This window comes from Paenibacillus sp. MAHUQ-63 (assembly GCF_028765165.1).
Lineage (GTDB): Bacteria > Bacillota > Bacilli > Paenibacillales > NBRC-103111 > Paenibacillus_E.
The window spans coordinates 1772099-1791733 of the sequence record NZ_JARADB010000002.1 but is presented as its reverse complement, the minus strand read 5'-3'; the positions used below and the strand labels follow the sequence as shown (position 1 = coordinate 1791733).

The 19635-nt window shown below is 45.6% G+C and carries 11 protein-coding genes; 1 reads left to right on the top strand and 10 read right to left on the bottom strand.

Annotation, left to right across the window (positions count from 1 at the left end; translation table 11 throughout):
- Position 1: 1 nt before the first annotated feature.
- Positions 2-88 carry an IS3 family transposase gene (locus PUT07_RS16355; RefSeq protein ID WP_274469348.1) on the top strand — a complete coding sequence of 29 codons (87 nt, stop codon included), beginning with the start codon at positions 2-4 and terminating at the stop codon, positions 86-88.
- Between the two features lie 72 nt (positions 89-160).
- On the opposite strand, the gene PUT07_RS16350 is transcribed toward PUT07_RS16355, so the two are convergent.
- From PUT07_RS16350 to PUT07_RS16305, 10 genes are all read right to left on the bottom strand, one after another.
- Positions 161-889, bottom strand: a complete 729-nt coding sequence (locus PUT07_RS16350; protein WP_274469251.1) for an SDR family oxidoreductase — start codon at positions 887-889, stop codon at positions 161-163.
- 355 nt (positions 890-1244) lie between these two features.
- The gene (locus PUT07_RS16345) at positions 1245-3359 is read right to left on the bottom strand and encodes a family 78 glycoside hydrolase catalytic domain (RefSeq protein ID WP_274469250.1); all 2115 of its coding nucleotides are present in this window, start codon (positions 3357-3359) and stop codon (positions 1245-1247) included.
- 141 nt (positions 3360-3500) lie between these two features.
- Positions 3501-4916 carry an ABC transporter substrate-binding protein gene (locus tag PUT07_RS16340; RefSeq protein ID WP_274469249.1) on the bottom strand — a complete coding sequence of 472 codons (1416 nt, stop codon included), beginning with the start codon at positions 4914-4916 and terminating at the stop codon, positions 3501-3503.
- Positions 4917-5422: 506 nt separating this feature from the next.
- Positions 5423-6004: a hypothetical protein gene (locus PUT07_RS16335; RefSeq protein WP_274469347.1), complete on the bottom strand. Its 582-nt coding sequence runs from the start codon at positions 6002-6004 to the stop codon at positions 5423-5425.
- A 34-nt stretch (positions 6005-6038) separates the two neighbouring features.
- Positions 6039-6368: a hypothetical protein gene (locus PUT07_RS16330; RefSeq protein WP_274469248.1), complete on the bottom strand. Its 330-nt coding sequence runs from the start codon at positions 6366-6368 to the stop codon at positions 6039-6041.
- Positions 6369-6568: 200 nt separating this feature from the next.
- Positions 6569-6850, bottom strand: a complete 282-nt coding sequence (locus PUT07_RS16325; RefSeq protein WP_274469246.1) for a gas vesicle protein — start codon at positions 6848-6850, stop codon at positions 6569-6571.
- 3 nt (positions 6851-6853) lie between these two features.
- Positions 6854-7129 carry a GvpL/GvpF family gas vesicle protein gene (locus tag PUT07_RS16320; protein ID WP_274469245.1) on the bottom strand — a complete coding sequence of 92 codons (276 nt, stop codon included), beginning with the start codon at positions 7127-7129 and terminating at the stop codon, positions 6854-6856.
- Positions 7130-7295: 166 nt separating this feature from the next.
- A complete protein-coding gene (locus tag PUT07_RS16315) occupies positions 7296-8879 on the bottom strand; it encodes a phytoene desaturase family protein (RefSeq protein ID WP_274469244.1) in 1584 nt (527 codons plus the stop codon).
- A 412-nt stretch (positions 8880-9291) separates the two neighbouring features.
- Complete coding sequence (locus PUT07_RS16310; protein WP_274469243.1) at positions 9292-13845, bottom strand: cadherin-like beta sandwich domain-containing protein; 4554 nt, start codon at positions 13843-13845, stop codon at positions 9292-9294.
- A gap of 115 nt (positions 13846-13960) precedes the next feature.
- The gene (locus tag PUT07_RS16305; protein WP_274469242.1) at positions 13961-19609 is read right to left on the bottom strand and encodes an Ig-like domain-containing protein; all 5649 of its coding nucleotides are present in this window, start codon (positions 19607-19609) and stop codon (positions 13961-13963) included.
- Positions 19610-19635: the final 26 nt, after the last annotated feature.

Here is a 19635-nt window from a genome sequence, read left to right as displayed (position 1 = left end):
TATCCACTATTACAATTCAGCAAGGTACCAGTGGACATTAAAAAAGATGACCCCTGATCAATACAGAAGTCATCTATTGACAGCATAAGGTTCTTTTTTAATCGTCCACTTTCTGGGTCACAGTTCAATCCTAAGACCTTCCCATCCTCATGAAATAAAGTCACCAAGGAATAATACCTTGCTCATTGAAGAAGCCCCCTGTGGGTCCATCTTGTGCAAGTGTAGCATATTGGACAATGATTCGGGAACCTTGTTCCGGTGTCAGATCTCCGTATCCGTTATTGAAATCGGTAGCAACAAAGCCAGGGCAAACCGAATTGACTTTAGCAGGGGTATGTTTCAATGTAAAAGCAAGATGAGTGGTAAGCTGATTCAGCGCCGTTTTGGAACTGCTATACGCTAATGCTTTTAAAGGGTATACGCCGTTTCCCGGATCACTATGCAGCGTTATAGATCCTATGGAGCTGGAGATATTGACAATCCGAGGGGCATCTGATTTTTCGATAAGGGGCAGCATGGCTTGGCTGACAGTGAATGCACCAAAAAAATTCGTATCAAACGATTTCTTTAAATCCGCCACGCTTAGATCCGTAAATTTATGCCGATCGCCAATTCCTGCGTTATTAATCAGTACATCGAGTTTCCCGTATTCCGATTTAATTTTCGTGGCGGCTGCATCAATCGTGGCCTGATCGGTGACATCCAGTTCGATATAACGTGCATCTATGTCCTGCTCCTGTAACTTTGCTGCTGCTTGGGATCCCTTTTCCTTGTCTCTTGCGCCTAAAAGAACGGTATATCCCAATCCTCCCAATTGACGCGCCGTTTCAAAGCCAAGTCCTCTGTTTCCTCCCGTAATCAGGGCTACCTTACTCATTTGTACAGACATTGTTCCTCACCTATCCTTATCTTTGTTTGAGCGGAATGACGGATATCATTACGCTTGTGATTGTTGCAACGCTTATGTTACAACTTGGTGTTAACACCAAGTCAAGCGGTAAAAATAAAAAAAAGGGGGCAGTCAACAGCCCCCCGTTAGCGCAATCCCATTCGATTCCAATTTTTTCTTGGTCTAATCCTTTATTTTTCAGTCAGTCGGGAACGTCTTCATGTTTCTTGTCACTTATTTGGCATTGATATGGTTATGGCATTATCGTTGTTTCCGCTGAGCATGCCGACCTCACAAGCTAACAACTCCTTGCTTCCGGTTTTCCTGGGGCTGAGGGCTTGGTTATGCAGCTGTTTCAACACCGATGAATAACTACCCCCTCTGGGGCTATAAGTTCCAGATGTCCGCCAGCGTAATGAATGTGAACTTTCCCCGCCATAGTGAGAAAGGTTAGAGAGAATTCTGGCATTCCATCAGGCAAGTGAGGATCAAATCGGATCGATGACCAACCTGGAGCTGCCGGTTTGATCCCAATGATTTCCTCGATAAGTATAGGAATCGGCGAGCTGGCCCAACCATGGCATAAGCTTGTATTCCATTTCTGTTCTTTCCCCCACGCTTCAAAGCAAGTTGTCGCCCCCTCCTTCACCATGTTCGCCCATGAACGCTCATCCTGACAAGTAATGAGCTCGTAGATCAGCTCGGTTTCACCAGCTTTGGCCAGTGCCTTCAGCAAGAAATAGGACATGTATACGCCGCAGCTTAATCTTTTCATTTGGATAAGAGCACAAACGGATGAAATTGCGTGCTCCGGGACGATCTCAAAATACAAAGCAAGCATATTCGAGTGAAGCGAGGCATGATCCGTGCCTAATGCATCGGCGAACAATCCGGATTGCGGACGGAAGAAAGCTGTCTGATAGGCTTTTTTAAGAGCAGGAAGCCGGTCCTCATATTTGATATTCAGCAAGTCCTTAATGGCTTGAACCGTCTTCACACAGCCGTAGTAGAACGCATTGATGACGTTATGACATCCGTCGCTAACGGGGCGGGTAAGCGCAAAATCGTAGCCGTCCCTTAAGTTATCGGGCCAGTCGACTAGATTCCACTTTTCTTTCACATTCTCAAGCAGTCCATCTTCGCGCTCGTACTTTTGGAAATAAGCTAGAATCCCTTCGGCGACAGGCAGCATTTCCTGCAAAAATTCCTTGTCTCCGCTGTGCTCATAATATAGCAACAGCTGGATTGGCCATTGCAGAGAGAAATCAGCAATCTCCTGCATAAAGTGCCCTGGTGCAACCGCCAGGAGACCCGGACATACCGTGCTTGTTAATGCAAAATCCCGAATTGCCTTCTTAAATAGCCGCAAATCTCCGCTGATGTACATGTGTGAATGCCCAATGACGGTGTTGTCTCCCAGGTACTGCCCCTTCTCGCGGGACGGACAATCTACGAAGTTTTCTTGGGCGCTGAACTGCACGCCTTTTTTACAGATGGACCAGATTTGGTTCAATAGCTCATTATTCGACTCAAATGTCATCGCCTGTTCATCTAGCGGATAATGTCTGACCATAGCAGCAAAACTGTTAACGTCGATGGTACCAGGCAATCCGAGTACCTCTACATACCGGAACGCTTTATACTCATATTGCCGGAGTGTATCTCGGTTACCCGACAACGTCCAAGTTTCCTCATACTTACAGTTACAGCGCATGTCGTACCTGACTGTTTGACTAGACTCGTACAATTCTTCACCGCAGCGAATAATGATTTGCTCTCCGGGGTCTCCGCAAGCGACCATTTCAAACTGACCCGTAACCTCCTGGCCAAAATCAATGACATAGTCGCCTTTCCTCACAGTTCGCACACTCTGCGGTTTGAGACGGTACACGCTAAGGGGCGGCGTCGACTGCTTAACCAATATGTAATCAGCTTGATGATTTTCTCTCGCATACAGCCATTCACGATCATCATATTCGACTTCGATCCATCCTACATTGGCTAGTCGTTGATCGATATTCTCCAAATACTGCGTCTCGTATCCGACCGTGTCGGCAGGTCCGAATTCACACGCAACCCTATACCGCCAGCTGCCGTCTGTCGCAAGAACAAGCCCATGCTCCGTGTGCAATTCAGCGATCATACCTTGCCGTAAATCCGCGCTATTATAATAGCGATTAACGCAGCCTTGATAATACACATGTACCGCAATCACATTCGTTCCTTCATGCAGGTAAGCGCTCAAGTTCCACTCATTATAGTTATAATGAAATGCATATCCCTGTGCCGGTCCTTGTCCTATAAAATGCCCGTTCACATACAGCTTATAATAGTCGTCCGCGGTGATGCAGAGCAGAGCTTCTTTGGGAGCAGTCTGTAATTGAAACTGCTTCCGCACAAGCATATGCCGGTTCTTAAGATGCTCGGGATGCGCCATACGCTCTACCTGATCATATTCCTTGTTCAACATGGGCTGCGGTTCATATCCAGCAAATTCTGGATCTGTAATCCAAATTGCTTTCCAACGATGCTCCATCATTTCACCTCAAATGAAGAAAAGAGAGGAAGCGTCGGCCTCTCCTTCTCCGCCGCTTTCCGCTTCTTCTCCGCCTTATTTATTTTCAAATACTTTGCCCGGGTTGTCCGGAGTAAAATTCGGATATTGGATGCGCTTCGTTTTTCCATCATTTACGGACTTATCCAGTGCGGCATTATAGCGGGTATTCAAATCTTGAATACCTTTGTCGATATCAATTGCGCCTAGAATGATTGCGTTAAACACAAAGTACATATCGTTGCCTTCCGGTTTCACGCCTGTTGGCAGCGGCGGCCAGATTTTGTCTTTATCGGTCAATTCCAGGTTCGGCCATTTTTTTACCGTATCCGGTTTCTCGGCATTTTTCAGTACGGAAGGAAGCATCACCATGCCTAAGCCTTTGTTGTAGTAGCCGGAGAGCAAGTCATCGCTGTACAGGAACTCCATAACTTTCCAAGCTTGATCTTGATTTTTGGAATTTTTGTTCATCAAGAACCAGCGTCCTGCCAGGTTAATATGCTGAGATCCTTTGAATTGTCCGTCAATCGTTGGAAGCTGTGCGACATCCCACACCTCTTTGGTAGGGAATTGGTTCATGTACACGCCTGGCTCCGAGTGGGACCATGAAATATACATACCAATTTTACCTGCAGCAAATTGTGTGCGCAGCGGATCAATATCAAGGGATTCGGATCCCGGGAATGCCGCGCCGGAAGTGAAGATCGCACGGTATGCGTTCAGAATCGGTTTGTAGCTGCTAAAATCATATTTACCGTTAATGAAATCGTATCCGGCCTCCACACCGCCGCTTCTCATTAACATATAGTCGATCGAGCGGGAGTACGCTTGTGCCGGATTTTTCAAGTTAGCCGCGAAGCCGTATATGCCTTCTCCTTTCAACTTATCTGTAATTTGCTTGGCGTCCTTCACCATCTCGTCAATCGTTTTCGGAGGTTCAGCTATTCCAGCTTTGTCAAATATCCCTTTGTTATAGTATAAACGAGGAGTTGTGCTGATGGCAGGCATAGAATAAATATTTCCGTTTACGACATTGATGCCGTCAATGAACGCCCCCTCCCCGAATCTCTTCTTGTATTCAGGTGTGAGGTACTTATCCAGCGGAGCGAGATCCCCCTTGGTCAAGTGGTCTTGGAATGCCGTACCGCCGTCGAAGAAGACGTCAGGTCCCTCATTCGTAGCCAGAGCAATATCCAAGGACTGGTTATAGTTCTCCGCGTAGATTTGATATTCAATTTGAATATTGTCCTTGTTATCTTTATTGTACTGCGCAATCTTGCTGTTCATATAATCTTGATCGGCACGGTTTAACGTCCATACTTTAATAACGGTCTTAGCGCCAACAGATCCTGTTGCGTTTTTTGAGACAGCGCTTTCAGTCGACGTGGACTTAGCTCCTCCATCCGAATTCCCGCATGCGGTCAGCATCATTACAGATGCTGCCACGGTTATAACTACCAATGTTCTTTTCATGTTTCTCTCCTCCCTTCTTAGGTATTCATCGGTACTGACAACCGCAGCGACCACAAAATCGGATACACCGTTAATCCCGCAAACAACACTAGATTGGGGAGCAGCATCAAGTATAATTGCCCCTTTCCTGCTCTTCCCCGCTTAAACCCCTTCATGAGATCACCTCTGTATATAGTGTCTTATTGTTTCAGATTGCGCTTACAAGTTGATTTGTCCGTATCTGATACATCCAACTATATCAACTAGAGAAAGCGGTGATAATCGAAAAAACGAAGGTTACATGTATAAAAATTGAGCCAAGGAGCGCAAGCGGGTTCTTATGCCGTCGATCAGTAGGTGTAGTGATGCTGAAGTGGTACTATAACAAGGGGGTAAAAGAAAAAAACCTCTCTAAGTTCCACTTAGAGAGGAGTTTTTTAACGTTACTCGTGTCATAATCCTTTTTCGGCTGCTCAATGTTTCTTTAAATTCTAGTTTCCGTTAGTTCAACGAAGAACTTATTTCTTTTAATCTAGTCCTGAATTTTCGTCAAATCCAAGCATAATATTCATATTTTGAATGGCTGCCCCTGAAGCACCTTTACCTAAATTATCAAATCTCGATACAAGTAATATCTGGTCTTTTTGACCATAAACAAATATATCCAAATAATTTGTATGATTGCATTGCATGAGATTGAAGAAACCAACTTCAAGATATGCCTCAGAGTCGAATGGGGCGACTCGAACAAACCGATCATCTTTATAATAAGAGGCAAGCATTTCTTGAATATTTCTTGCCGTCACATTTTTATTGAAAATTCTAGGAAAGAGAGGAATACTTACTGCATCACCTTGATAATAGTTTCCGACAATTGGAGTAAAAAGTGGTGCTGCGCTTAATCCGGAATATAGTTGCATTTCAGGAAGATGCTTATGATTAAGGTTAAGTGCATAATGTCTTGGGGCAAAAAGCTGTTCTTTATTTGAGTTCTGATATTCGGATATTAGTTTCTTACCTCCACCACTATATCCCGTAAGCGCATAACAAGACATAGGGTAATCCCTTGGAATTATTCCTTCCGCTACCAAAGGATGTATGGCTAAAATAAACCCCGTTGCATGACATCCAGGGACAGATACTCTAGATGAATTTTGGATTTTTAGTTCTTTGATTTATATGTAATTCTGGTAATCCATAAGTCCAATCCTGGTTGGTCCTAAACGCTGTACTTGCATCTATTATTTTGGTCTTGTCATTAATTACCATAGATACGGAATCCTTTGAGGCAGCATCTGGAAGGCAAAGGAAGACGACATCTGCTTCGTTAATTAAAGCCCTACGGGTTTCGTGATCTTTTCGCTGTTCCGACTCAATCTTGAGTACTTCAATGTTAGAAATCTTGGATAAGTAATCATGTATTTTTAAACCAGTTGTACCTTCTTGACCATCAACAAATATTTTATATTTCATTTTTCCACCCCTTACCAATTAGATATGTATTAATATACGCTATTATGTATATATATTCAATGATGATATCATGCTAGAAAAAAAGAGGGGCTCGCTGCCCCTCTCCCTACACGACTGGATCTTGCTTTGTTTCCAGATAGCCTTCTATTCGATTAATTCGCTCCTTAAGCTTTCCTTGCTCCGTTTCTAAATCACTTGCCTTAGATGATAGACTCAAGCTGCATGAATGTTAATGAATTCGGTTTGTTTGAAGGCTGCTCATTCGAAGACCCCCATCCTTGATGAGATTCAACTCTCTGATCACCCGAGTTTTGTTCGAGGATGGATTGTACAGATGCAATTAACAATTTAAGATCTACATAAATCAGATCAATATCGGCTACGGAAATGATCAGCTCTCCGCTAACTACAGCGCCTTTATCAATCAATCCATCCAGAATATCCAACAATGTCATTTCTTTGTTTCGATAGTTTTGATGCAAAGGTCACTCCTCCCTGCCTTGTTTTGCGAAATGATAAGGAGGCCATGGACCGGTCAGCTCTAACATCCAACCGGATTCTTTGAGCGAATCTTGAATTTGGTCGAAAACACTTAAAAAGCTGGGCACCTTCTCCGCACTAATCAAGTAATTACAGTTATATACCATTTCTTCCTGCCTCATGGTAATCTCCTTACCCCAATTTCTTCTTATAACGAAATCAGACGCGATGTCCTGCAGCTGCCGATGCAGCTCTTGGCATATCTTGTCTTGCTGCTGCAAGAGTTTGCTTTCATAATTTTAAGCCGACTGGCCGGGCCACCCAGAATCCCAATCTTTTAACGCATATTGAAACTAAACTCTAATTAGCGTAGAAAAGGCAGCCGATCGTCATATGACCGGCTGCCGCGGTGTTTCAATGTTCTTGGATCTGATTTTTCCGATACTGCTAGTAATCTTGTGACAGTAGCTTTTGGGCGACGATGTAGCCTGATCCTCCATTAATGCCGTGACCCGGCCAGGTTGCCGCTCCCAGCATAAACAGGTTCGGCACTTCCGTCTGATGACTGGGCTGCGCCGGAAGCGGCCGGAAAAGAAAACTCTGCGCCAAATCATGGGCACCTCCGTACGGATCGCCTGGGCCTGAATTGGGGTTGTAGCGTGCAATCGTATCAGGAGTTACAACCGCATGACCGATAACCGCGTCTGGAATATTAGGGATATGTTTTCTTACAATTTTTAACACACGCTCTACGAAACGCGCAGTGAGATCCGGGGTCCAAGTCCCGTCGCCAACATCAATTTGATTTGCAGCATCGCCACGTGGACGACAAGGCACTTCAAGAACTTGAATACGCATCACAGCCTTGCCTGCCGGCGCGCGAGACGGATCAAGATTTGTGGAGCAGTCCACCGTAAAGGTCGGCTTGGCCGGAAGCAAACCCGACATCGCTTGCGCAATCGCTTGCGTGAACCCATCTAACCCATCCGTCAAATGCGGCTGACCGACCTTGGCGAAACGCGCATCCGGCCATCGCGGGGGCTCGCTAAGCGCAAGGTGGATTTGTACGCAGCCTCGACCATAACGGAAATGCTTGGCTTGCTCACGCAGAGGAGCACTAACCTCAACATTATCCAGCAGCGAAAGGTAGAGCTGATCCGGACCGGTCGAGGCAACGACTGCCTGATTAACTTGGAATTCCTCGCCGTCTGATGTCTGCACGCTAACGGCACGACCATGCTTCACGATAATACGTTTAGCGTTTGAATGGACGCGGATGGTACCACCCTGGTCCTGTATCAATTGCGCTAAGGCCTGTGCAAGCTTCTCGCTGCCACCTTCAGGTATAGGCATGCCGCCGCCCATCAACGCCATAGCTGTGAGTGGGACCCAGATGCCGCTTCCGATTTCGTCCGGTGTCCGCCCTAGATGTGTAACCCACGACGCCAGCATCGAGCGAAGTGCAGCGGATTGCAAAGAACTTACCACATTTCGGGCGGTTGAAAAGACAGATGCAGCGAACCCCGAGTAGCCCGGCCGTCCTTTGTCGTGAAGCAGCTTAGTAAGTATTTCGGATGCTTGAGTACCGGAGAGGTCCAAATTAAATAGTGAAAATACATCGCCGGCATAGGGATTGAATTCTCCAAACAAACGAGCCAGAACGTCGCCATCCCCAGGTGCCAGCCGCTCAGCTTCTACTACTAGGTCCTCAAATGAACGGGAAAACACGCCCGTCTGCCCATCCTCCATCGAAACGCCGGTTGGAAGTTCGGTATTTATGTAACGAAGTCCGCGTTCTTCAAGAGCTTCCCGAAGGTCTGCATAGGCGGGGCCAGTCAATAAAAGCGGATGGGCCGCTGCATACACATCATGTTTAAAGCCAGGGAGGGTGAGTTCCTCCGTGCGTAGGAAACCTCCTGGACGATCGTTTTTCTCTAACACTAACACACTGCGGCCCGCTCTAGTCAAGTAAGCGGCTGTAATCAAGGCATTGTGGCCGCTTCCAATCATAATGACATCGTAACTATTCAATGTCAAAATCCTCCTTTTCAATATCGGTAAATCTATTCTAACCGAGTATGTAGGAGACGTAAGTCGCTTCATGTCGATGGGTCAGCAAGACTGAACCCATATCTTTTAATTGACGGTAAGGCAGGGCCATGTTTCCTAATTTTATCTTGGGTTACCTTATACCACCAGTCACGCTTTTTTCACACCATCGATCTCCGTTAGCGGAGTGTTTACTGCATTTTTCTTTCATTAATTCAATAATCCTTTCGTTTTGGTCAATTTAATAAGAACCCTACAAGAACATCCATTATTGACTCCTTTCACTTGAGATTAGCAAACGGTGCTGTGGGACTGCCATTTCTTGAAGGGTTTTGCTGATAAAAACGAAGGGCGCCCTCCGCTAGATAGCTGTAGGACGCCCTATAATTTGTTATTATTTTGTGCTTTCTATTGTATAAACTCGTGATGCCGCTTCAATATCCTTGAAAGCCCAGTGAGAACTATTCACATCTCTCCAAGTCGCTTTTGGGTTAGCGATCTCAGGTAACACTCGCTTCATCAAGCGATTCAGTATCGTCACTGCCTCTGCTCGAGTAACGCCATCATTGGGATGGAAGCCTCCATCGTCATACCCTCTTACAATTTCCTGTGCCGCTAACAACTTAATCGATTCTTCAGCCCAATGGCCTTGAATATCAGGGAAGGAGGCATTTCCAGATATTTCGGTATCCTTAAGCACTTTCGATCTAACGGCTAATGTTGCGAGCTCAGCACGAGTGACAGGACGCTCAGGCTGGAATTCATTCTTTGTAACACCGGTCATAATTCCTTTTAAGCGTAGACCTTCAATAGCTTCAAAAGCCCAATGGCTTGCCGAAACATCCTCATAGCTATTTTTCCCCGTTGCTATAGCTTGCCCGCTTCCCTCACTTAGCATGATCCGCCATAACATCGCAGCAAACTCTGCTCGACTTGTCTGCCGTTCCGGAAGGAAGAGACTGTCTTCGAAGCCATTAATATAAGGCTTCACGGTAACGTTTTCTATATCCTCAGTAGTAGGAACCGTTTGAGTAATTTCAGGAGCCGTCGTAACATGACCGGAGTTACCATTTGAAGTGTTATTAATTTCATCCAGCTTTAACACGGTAAAGGTACTGAATTTGTTAATGAGGACAGATAATCCGATAATGTTGCCTCCGGTATCTCTCTCCACCGTACCCTTTTTAAATTCAGTCGTTCCATCACTGTGTTCAATAAAAATATACAAGTTAGCAAAATACGCTTCGCGCTCCAATGTATTCGAAGGCGGGTTTAATTTCGCCAACGGGAATACGAGCTTGGTCTCTTTTGGACTGTCCGACGTTACATTGGTTTCAATTTCCATCGGCGTACCGATTTGACTAACAGTTTTATTCACAGATTGTTCGGCTACCTTTGCATCCATCTGTGCTTGCTGTTTAACCTGATTAGCAAGCTCAGCGTCCCGAATTGGAACAAACCGGAAGAAAAGTTCCACATTTGCCTGCTCCAGAAGCTGTAAGGTATCCTTAGGCAGCAACACGGTTGCTTCATCCGTTTCAATAGCCAAGTCTAGCTTAGAGGCCATATTCTTGTAAGCTGATGAAGACACCTCTACCGCAACTTCATTCGCACGGTCTGTCGGGATGTCGTTAACGACTACCCTTACAAGTGTTTGGTTCTGGGCAATCGCTTCAGATATTGCGGCTTGTGCTTTATCTGCTTCCAGCGTTACCTTATCAATCTTCGTTCCGTCAGACAAGGTTTTCCGTACTATTGTCGTTTGCTCCACATCATTTTGCGTTTCACCTACACGAACGGGTACAGTGCGTGTTGATTCCTCGCTAACTACGCTTAAGGAGCTCTTTTTTACAATCACAAGGAATGTTTTCTTGGCTACTAGCTGCTCCTTCTTGACCGTTGCAAGCATGTAAATCGTCTTGTCACCAGTTGTTGGACGCGTAACACGACCTATATTTGAGATTACGTCTGGATCACTAGATAACCATGTAACAATAGTGTCGTTTTTCCCTATAGTAGGGAGAACCACATTTTGTGTTACACTTTCCCAAGTATCCCCTGCATCATAACCAATTTGAACTTGCTGGGCTGCATCATAAACATCAAGCGTCTCTGCTTGTACGTTAATTGGAACGCTAATCGATCGATTATCATAAACAGCTGTGAGTACAGTTTGTCCAGCCTTAATGCCTTGAATGGTACCGTCCACCGAGGCACTGGCTATCCCAATAGGCGCAAAGGAATAGTTACCCAGAAGAGTAACGTCTTGATCATCTCCACCGTCAAAATTCATATGAAGATGGAAAGGCATGCTGCCTTTTTCTTTCACTGTATAGGTTGCTTGATCAAATCGAAGACCTTTGGGTTTCGCAATCACGTGTACTGTCCTCACCTTCTGATCGGCCGCGTTGCCGGCTGCATCCACAACCTGATAGAAGATTTGATAGCTACCGACAACACCTGTATTTACATTCCCCGTTACAGTAGCTTGCGGATTCTGAGTTAAGTTATCTGTTACAAGAACGCCAGGATCCGTAAATTCTCCTTGGTAGTAGACAGAGACAGATTCATCGCCAATAAGTTGAATAACAGGCTTAGTTTTATCTATTCTTATAATCGCACTATTTGTCCCGCTAATGTTAATTGATGCATCCGTTTGTCTGGCGTAGATACTGTATTCGCCCTCTTCATTCAAAACAACCGGTGTGGTATAAACGTGCCAGCTAGCAGTTGGAGATAGACGATACTCTATTGTTGCTCCCGGTTCACCATAGATTGTTGCCGTTACACTGCCATTAGTCCATGAATTCGGATTTAGGTTAATCGTTGGTGCTTCTGGTAAAGTGGTGTCCGGATCTATCGTTTCGGTGATAGAAATTGTCAGTGTCTGTGCGCTGCCTGCACTGAAGTTAAACGTCAGAACCGTAGTGCCCACCGCTTGTGTTGCTAAATAGGCTTTATTGATGGTTACATCGTTTCCCGAAACCGTGTAGTCCGTATTCAGCACCAGATTTGCCGCCCCGTTTTGGATGCTGCTGAGTATATTGCCGTTCAGCGTCATAGTTGTGGCTATGTCTGCCTGTGCGGTTATCTTCTTATCAAACCTGGCCATAGCAGTGCTGATTGTACTGTTCATTGTGGGAGCCTCCGCACGCGTTACCTTGACTGTGTATGTCTTCGGTGTGCTGTCTTGGGCTGTGACTTGTACATGAATCACATTCTCACCCACAATCAGCGGCACATGACCGTTCACTGCTTCTGTAACTTCAACTGTTGCGCTGCTGTCTGCTATTGCCGTTACGTCTACACTCGTTACACCATTAGCTACGCTTGCCGTGTATTCCGTTTGATCAGCTGTAAAGCTTGGTGCTAACGTGCCTTCACTTAACGTTAGATTACTCAAGTTCGCATTCGAGGATGCCTCACGCGTTACCTTGATTGTGTATGTCTTCGGTGTGCTGTCTTGGGCTTTGACTTGTACATGAATCATATTCTCACCCACAATCAGCGCCACGTGACCGTTCACTGCTTCTGTAACTTCAACTGTTGCGCTGCTGTCTGCTGCCATTGCCGTTACGTCTACACTCGTTATACCATTAGCTACGCTTGCCGTGTATTCCGTTTGATCAGCTGTAAAGCTTGGTGCTAACGTGCCGGCACTCACAGTCAAGTTGCTTAGGTTCGCATTATTTGAAACTGTGCTGCCCCTAGTGATATCAAGCGTATAGGTTTTGCTTGTTCCATTTTGAGCGGTGACAACAATTGTGATCTGATTCAAACCTTGGTTTAAGGATACGGACTTGTTCATACCGTCGAACCCTTGTTTCCCGTTAATGGTCACAGTTGCAAAAGAGTCCTGAAGAAAAGGGGTAACTTGCACCGTATCAACATCACTCGTGACGCTCCATGTATATGAAGTAGTAGCACTTGAAAACGCAGGTGCGTATGGAGTTCCCCCGTCCAATTTCAGATCACTCAAGTTCGCATTGCTGCTCATCGGTTGAGTTTTAATCATTCCACCCTCACCGACAGCCACATATCGATCATGTCCCCCGGCAACCCCCAGAAGATAACCTATGGTGCCAGCGGATTCATAATCCCATGTTTTACCGTCTAGCGAGGTAAGAACCGTACCGTTCTCACCTACGGCTATGAATTTGTTACCCGCATATGCAACGCTGTATAAGTTGCCTGTCGGTGCTTCAGTTGGCCATGTTAACGACGACCAGTCTATGCCATCTGGGGAGGTAAGCAATGTTGTGTCTCCAACAGCAACAAAAAGATCATTACCTGAGGTAATACTGTACAAATTCACACCAGCTCCAGCGTCTCTCCATTCCCAGCCTCCGACCCCGTCATCCGAAGTTTGAATCTCAGCTGTCTGACCTACTGCCACATATCGACTCTTACCTTTGGCAGTTCCATAATGAACCCCATAGAAACCAAAAGCATTGGTAAAATCATTATGCCAAATCTCGCCGCCATCCGTTGAATAAAGAATTTCACCGTTTTCAGCGACAGCGACTAATGTTCCATTCCCACCTACAGTTATGTTCCATATGATACTACTAACGCCATCGGTTTCTGCAAGTTGCCACGAAGAGACAATCGTTGGATCCGTTGAAGTATAAATGACTCCATTCGCACCGCCAATTACCCATTTACCTTCAGAGTACACAACCGCGGATAAATCATCTCCGCCAGACAGCGTCTTCTTGTCCCAAGTGATTCCATCGCTAGAGGTTAATATGGTCCCCGCATTACCAACTGCGACAAATAACCCATTTCCATAGTAAACATTGACTAGATCATCCGTTGTCCCAGAAACAGCATTCCCCCAAGGGGCTGCAGCTAGAGTAGTACCAGAGAATTGAGGGAATCCTATACTAGCGAAAACAAGCATGATGACTACGAGCAAATTTCGCCCATTGAACTTCTTTTTTTTCAAAAATTTCACCCCATTATATGATTGTCAAAGAACTTTATCCAATTCCTATTTTACGTCACGCCAAGTTTACAGAAGGAAGCGGCTATCCATATGCGCCGCTTCTTTTTGCGTCTTTTTATGGCTGGTGACGTCCTAAGTTCGTAAATGTATCTTTCGGGAAACTATCCCATTCTCCGAACGGGCTAAACGACTGGGATCCGGAAAGAATGCCCGATTTTCTAACAATGGTGCCTCCTTTAGGGAGAATAGACGGTGGAGCGATTGTAGGGTTCTCTACCGGATTCCCTATAACGTCAACAACTTGGCCGTCTTTCTTTAATACGAGAGCGTACAGAGTGTATCCATCTAAGCTAAAGAATGCCTCATCGTTATAATAAGCGGCGTTAGTGATATCAAAAAAATCATAGAAATTGCTATTTATAATAATGTACGGCATCCCTGGGTAGAACGGCAAAAACGGCAAAGACCAAACTCGTGCTTTATTTGTTGAGTTCACCCATTGATAAAAAAACAATTCGTAACCCGTTTGCATGCCCGACATACCGTCATCCGGGTAATAGACCTGAATGGCTGCTCGTCCGTTAGAACCATCCACATAATCGGAAATAAACGCTTTACGTGTCGTCTGCTGTTCTATCATAAGTTTCACGCGCAGACCGGTATCATCACTAGCAGCAACAATTAAAGTGGAGCCGTTTGCCATGCCAGTTGTTAAGGTCAGCTGGTAATTGGATAGAATGCCTGACAATGGCTGTGGTATTACTTTGAGTTCTGTCGCTGGCTGGGTCGGGAAATAAGTCTTTATATCAAAGCTTATATTCTGTATGCCGGATTTGGTATTAATCGTTAACGTTTCAGCCTTCAAAACCCTTACCTTGAAGGATGTATCCACCGTTCCGCCCTTCCCGTCATTAGCTGTAACCGTGACAGTAGCCGTTCCCTTGCCATTCAATTGAAGCTGAAGATTATTACCGCTTACTGACGTGCCTACTAGCGAGCTGTCCGATGAGACAGCCGTATACGTAAGGGTATCCCCATCATTGTCCTGGAACAAGCTTGCTAGTGAAATAGGGTCGGTCGGGTCTCCCAGAATTAGCAGTTTATCCGCAATTGTCGAGGAAACTTCTGGTGCCTTGTTCGCGTCTTTAACTGTTACTTGGAAAGAAGTATTGGTGGATCCACCCATTCCATCATTGGTCGTAACCGTTATCGTACCCGTACCAACTCCTTGAGCAGTCAATGTAAGCTCATTGCCGGATATAGCAGTGTCGACAATGGCTGTATCAGAGGAGGTTGCGGTATGCGTAAGCCCATCCCCGTCAGCATCCTGGAAAACTCCGGTCAATGAAATTGCATTCGCTTGAACACCCAACGTCAATAGCTTGTCACTGATAGAAGATGCAACAATCGGAGCTACGTTAGGCCGTTTAACAATCACTTTAAAGCTGCTCTTAAGCCAAGGATTTGTTCCGTCATACACGGAGGCCGTTACCGTAGTTGTTCCTATCAGTCCAGGACTAATGGACAACAAGCTTCCATTTAAAGATACGTCCGCCACGGAAGTATCATCCGATATTGCTTTAAAGCTAAGTACATCCCCCTCAGGATCAGTAAAATAATTAGCTAGGTCCATTGTAAGCGGAGGACTCCCCTGAACAACCGTCCGGGTTGGAACGGCACTCAGTACCGGTGGTTGGTTGGCTGCCGGATCCGTCACCAGCACATCGAATTGATTGTCAGTCTTGCCTCCAAAATCATCGTCAGCCGTTACTTGAACCGTTGCAAATCCAACCCCCGCAGCAGTTATCTGCAGGCTGGATCCGTATACTGCGGCCGTAACCGAATTGAGGTCCGAGGACAGTACACTGTAAGTGAGTTCGTCCTTATCAGAGTCGCTAAAATAAGAAGACAAATCCAGGTTAAGCGGTGAATCACCATATTGTAGTGTCTGATCATTAATAGGCAGCCCGATCGGTGCTGAATTAGGTCTAGGGATGACATTTACGTACACATCGGTAGTAACAGTGCCTCCTTTGCCATCCTCCGCCGTAACGCTAACTTTTGAGGCTCCAACCATAAGTCCCGTCAGCTTCAGCAATCCGTCTTCATTCACATATGCTGTAACTGTGCTTGGTTTTTCCGATACTGCTTTAAAGGAAAGGGTATCCTGATCAACGTCTTGGAACATCCCGCTCAGGCTGATCTCTGTTGAGAAGCTCTTCTCGAGATCTATTGGATCGAAGACCGTTGCAGTCGGTGCATGGTTGACTTCCACTTGGAGGTCCTTGCTCGATGAGCCACCCTTCCCGTCATTGGCAGAAACCGTCACGTTAATCGATCCTGTAGCTGCCTGCAAGGCGTTCAGATGAAGCTTGTTTCCGTCGTATACGGATGCCGTTACTGTACCTTCCTGAGACGATACAGCAGTATACGTGAGTTGGTCCCCATCCGCATCACTAAAGATATTGCCCAGGTCTACCGTATACGGAACTCCTATAGTAACGGGAATGCTCTCAAGGTTACCGGCTACAGGATTATTATTAATGATCAAGTCCAACTCTGACGACACCGATCGGCCATACGTATCCTCTGCTGTAACAGTAACTTTGGTCGTTCCGCCAAGTAACGGAGTGACGGTCAGCTTGCTTCCGTTTACTTGCACCGTAGCCTTACTCAGATCCTGCGGGTTCGCTTTGAATGTCAGAGGCTGGCCTTCCGGGTCTGCAAAATATTTTTGTACATCCAGTTCTTTGCTTGGTCCGCCTTCAGTTAAATCGTTAATCAGCATATTATTAGCGATAAGCGGAGCTTGATTCACCTTAACATAGATTTCGCGCGTAACGCTTCCGCCCTTGCCGTCGTTAGCTGTAATCGTCACTTTCGATTCACCGCTCGAAGCGACGGTCGATAATAAAAGCTTTTTCTTCGCTGCATCCAGTACTGAAACCACAATTTCGGGATGCTCGCTTTTTACTTCGTAGCTAAGCTCATCACCGTCCAAATCGGCAAATTTGTCTTCCAAATCAATCTCTATCGGATCTATCCCGATAGATATCATTTGTTCATTCAAATCAATCGAAGATGCTTTTGGCGCCTGATTGGAAAGAACTTCGAATGACGTGGAGACAGAACCGCCCCTGCCATCTTCGGCAGTTACTGTAACTTGTGTTGATCCCGCCTTCTGCCCGCGGATGAGCAAATTCGTCGATCCCGGAGCGATATCCGCGCTGACGATAGACTCGTCCTTTACTTTGACTCGGTAATTGAGATGATCACCGTTCTGATCACTGAACACGTCAGCGAGACCAACTGTCAATTCATTTCCGTTGATCGTTACAATTTGGTTGGCAACAATCTTGTCCGCCGATGGGTTACCATTAATGTCTACAGTTACCTCACACGTTACCGTTCTGCCGAATGGGTCCTCTGCCGTAACATTAACTTTTGTGGAGCCTGCATACAGCGGAGTGATAGTAAGCTTACTTCCTACCAAATCAACTGTTGCCACACTTTGATCCTGTGAGTTCACCGCGAAGGTAAGCGCATTGCCTTCCGGGTCTTTGATATATTCAGTTAATTCAAGGCTAACTGATGCCCCTCCTTCAGTCATCTCTTTTTGCTCCGGTATCGGAGTAACGATTGCAGGCGCCTCATTGATATTCGCATTGAAGGATCGGGAACCTACGCCTCCATTACCATCCGCGGCTGTTACCGTAACTACTGCTTTTCCTGATGTTGCTTCCGTACTTAAGTAAAGCTTATTATCTTTCACCACTGTTGTGACCAAGTCGGAAGGAATCACCTTTGCCTCATATGTAAGAGGATTTCCCTCAGGGTCGCTAAATTTATCACTCAAATCAATGGCTACAGGCTCTTTACCTAAGGAGAGCAGCTGGTCAGGTATAGAGACCTCGCTTGCCTGAGGAGCGCGATTCCCATTAAAAACAGTAACACTTATTGAGGAGCTTGTTGTTTTCTTACCATCATTCGCTCCTAGAATAATCACCGCTGTACCTAAGGATATCGGTTTTAATGTAAGGTCCGTGCCATTCAGCGTTGCAGCGACAATCCCAGGATTTCTGGATGTGGCGGTCAGTTTAAGCGAGTCGTTATCCTGGTCCTGGAAAGTTTCTGATATACTAATGGTTTGTTCGCCGCCATACAAATTGATCTGCTGAGGGGCGACCGGCTTCGCTACAAGCGGAGCATGGTTTGTATTCGTTGAATTTGTAGTCGTTGTTGTTGTTGTTGTTGTTGTCGTGGAAGTAGGCGTCGAGACGGTACCCACTTGCGAACTAACTTGGTTATAGTTGCTTACAACCGAAGAGACGCTTATATTTTCCGGAATCACAAGAGAATTTACCGTAGTCGTCGATCCCAAAGTAAGCTTGCTGGCGTCCGATACGATTTGGAGAGTACCTACGGATCCGGTGGTTGCTAGATTGACACTTGCACCTTCGGTTATTGTTAGTGTTGCAATATTCGATGTTCCAGACAGCGTTTTACCCTGTGTTCCAGACACCTCTAAGGTTGAGACTGCTGCGTTTAGGGAAACATTATTCGCACCGTCAGCAATAGTTAATTTTGGAATCGTAATATTACTATCAGCCTGGATCGTTGAGCTGCTGTTCACAGTAATCTGGGAAACGCTAGTTTGGCCGATAGGTTCCACTCTGACGTTCTGCTTGTTAATTTCCACGCTGTTTAGCGTCGCGTCTTGAAACACGACGGTATCCTGTGAACCGCCATTAACAAGGGTACTGCCGTCTACTCGAATGGACTCTGAATAGAAGTCGTTCTTTGCCTCTTCCCCTATCACTAGATCCTTTTTGATATACATATCTTTCAGGGTAATAAAATCCGCACCGATGTAGAGAGTTCCGTCGAGAACAGCTCCATGTCCATTAAAAACGAGGTTGCCCGTAAATTCTTTCTCCTCAGACCGCGGCTCCTTGCCACCCTTGGTTATTTCGAGAGAGGTAATTCTCTGTATCGTATTATGGTAGGATGTGAATGTAATAAATGCATCTTGCAGCACTGGATTGTTATCTTCGTTTAAAATCCCTTGTAAATATACAGGAATCTTATATGTTGTTCCGTTCAAAACAACAGAGTCCTTGGACACGTTCTGAACGACGGCAAAATTCTTATGATTAAGAATAAAGTTAAAAATAACTTGGACAGCTTCCTGCCTTTGAAGATTATCCTTAGGGTGAAAATTAACTCCATCTCCGACCATAATGCCGGACTCAATAGCCGCTTGGACATAGTCCTTAGCCCAATCGCTAACGGCTTCCTTATCTTGAACAGCTAAACGAACGCCTTGTCCATTCTTCAAATAATGGCCTATTCTCATAAGTATGGCTGCAATCTCTTCTCGGGTTATCGGTACATCCGCACCAAATTGATCCTCAGAAATTCCATTAACTACACCTAATTTATGTAATGTTTCAACGGCTTCATAAGCGTAATGTCCGACTGGTATATCGCTGAAGGAGTTGGTTGCACGAATCTCGCCGGTATCTAACTGAAGTGCGTGAACCAAGAGAAGAGCGACATCTTGTCTGGAAATCCTCCGAGAAGGCTCAAACAAGTGTGCGCCAGTTCCCGAGATGATACCATCCTTATACAATTTTATGATTGCTTCTTTAGCATAGGAATCTTGAATATCCGTGAAAGGCTGCTGGTCAGAAGCAAATGCCGGCACAGCCTGTACAGGCAGCATCAAACTAAACAGAGCTGCAAGCCAGTAATTTTTTTTCATTGGGGATGTGTCCTTTCTTCAACATC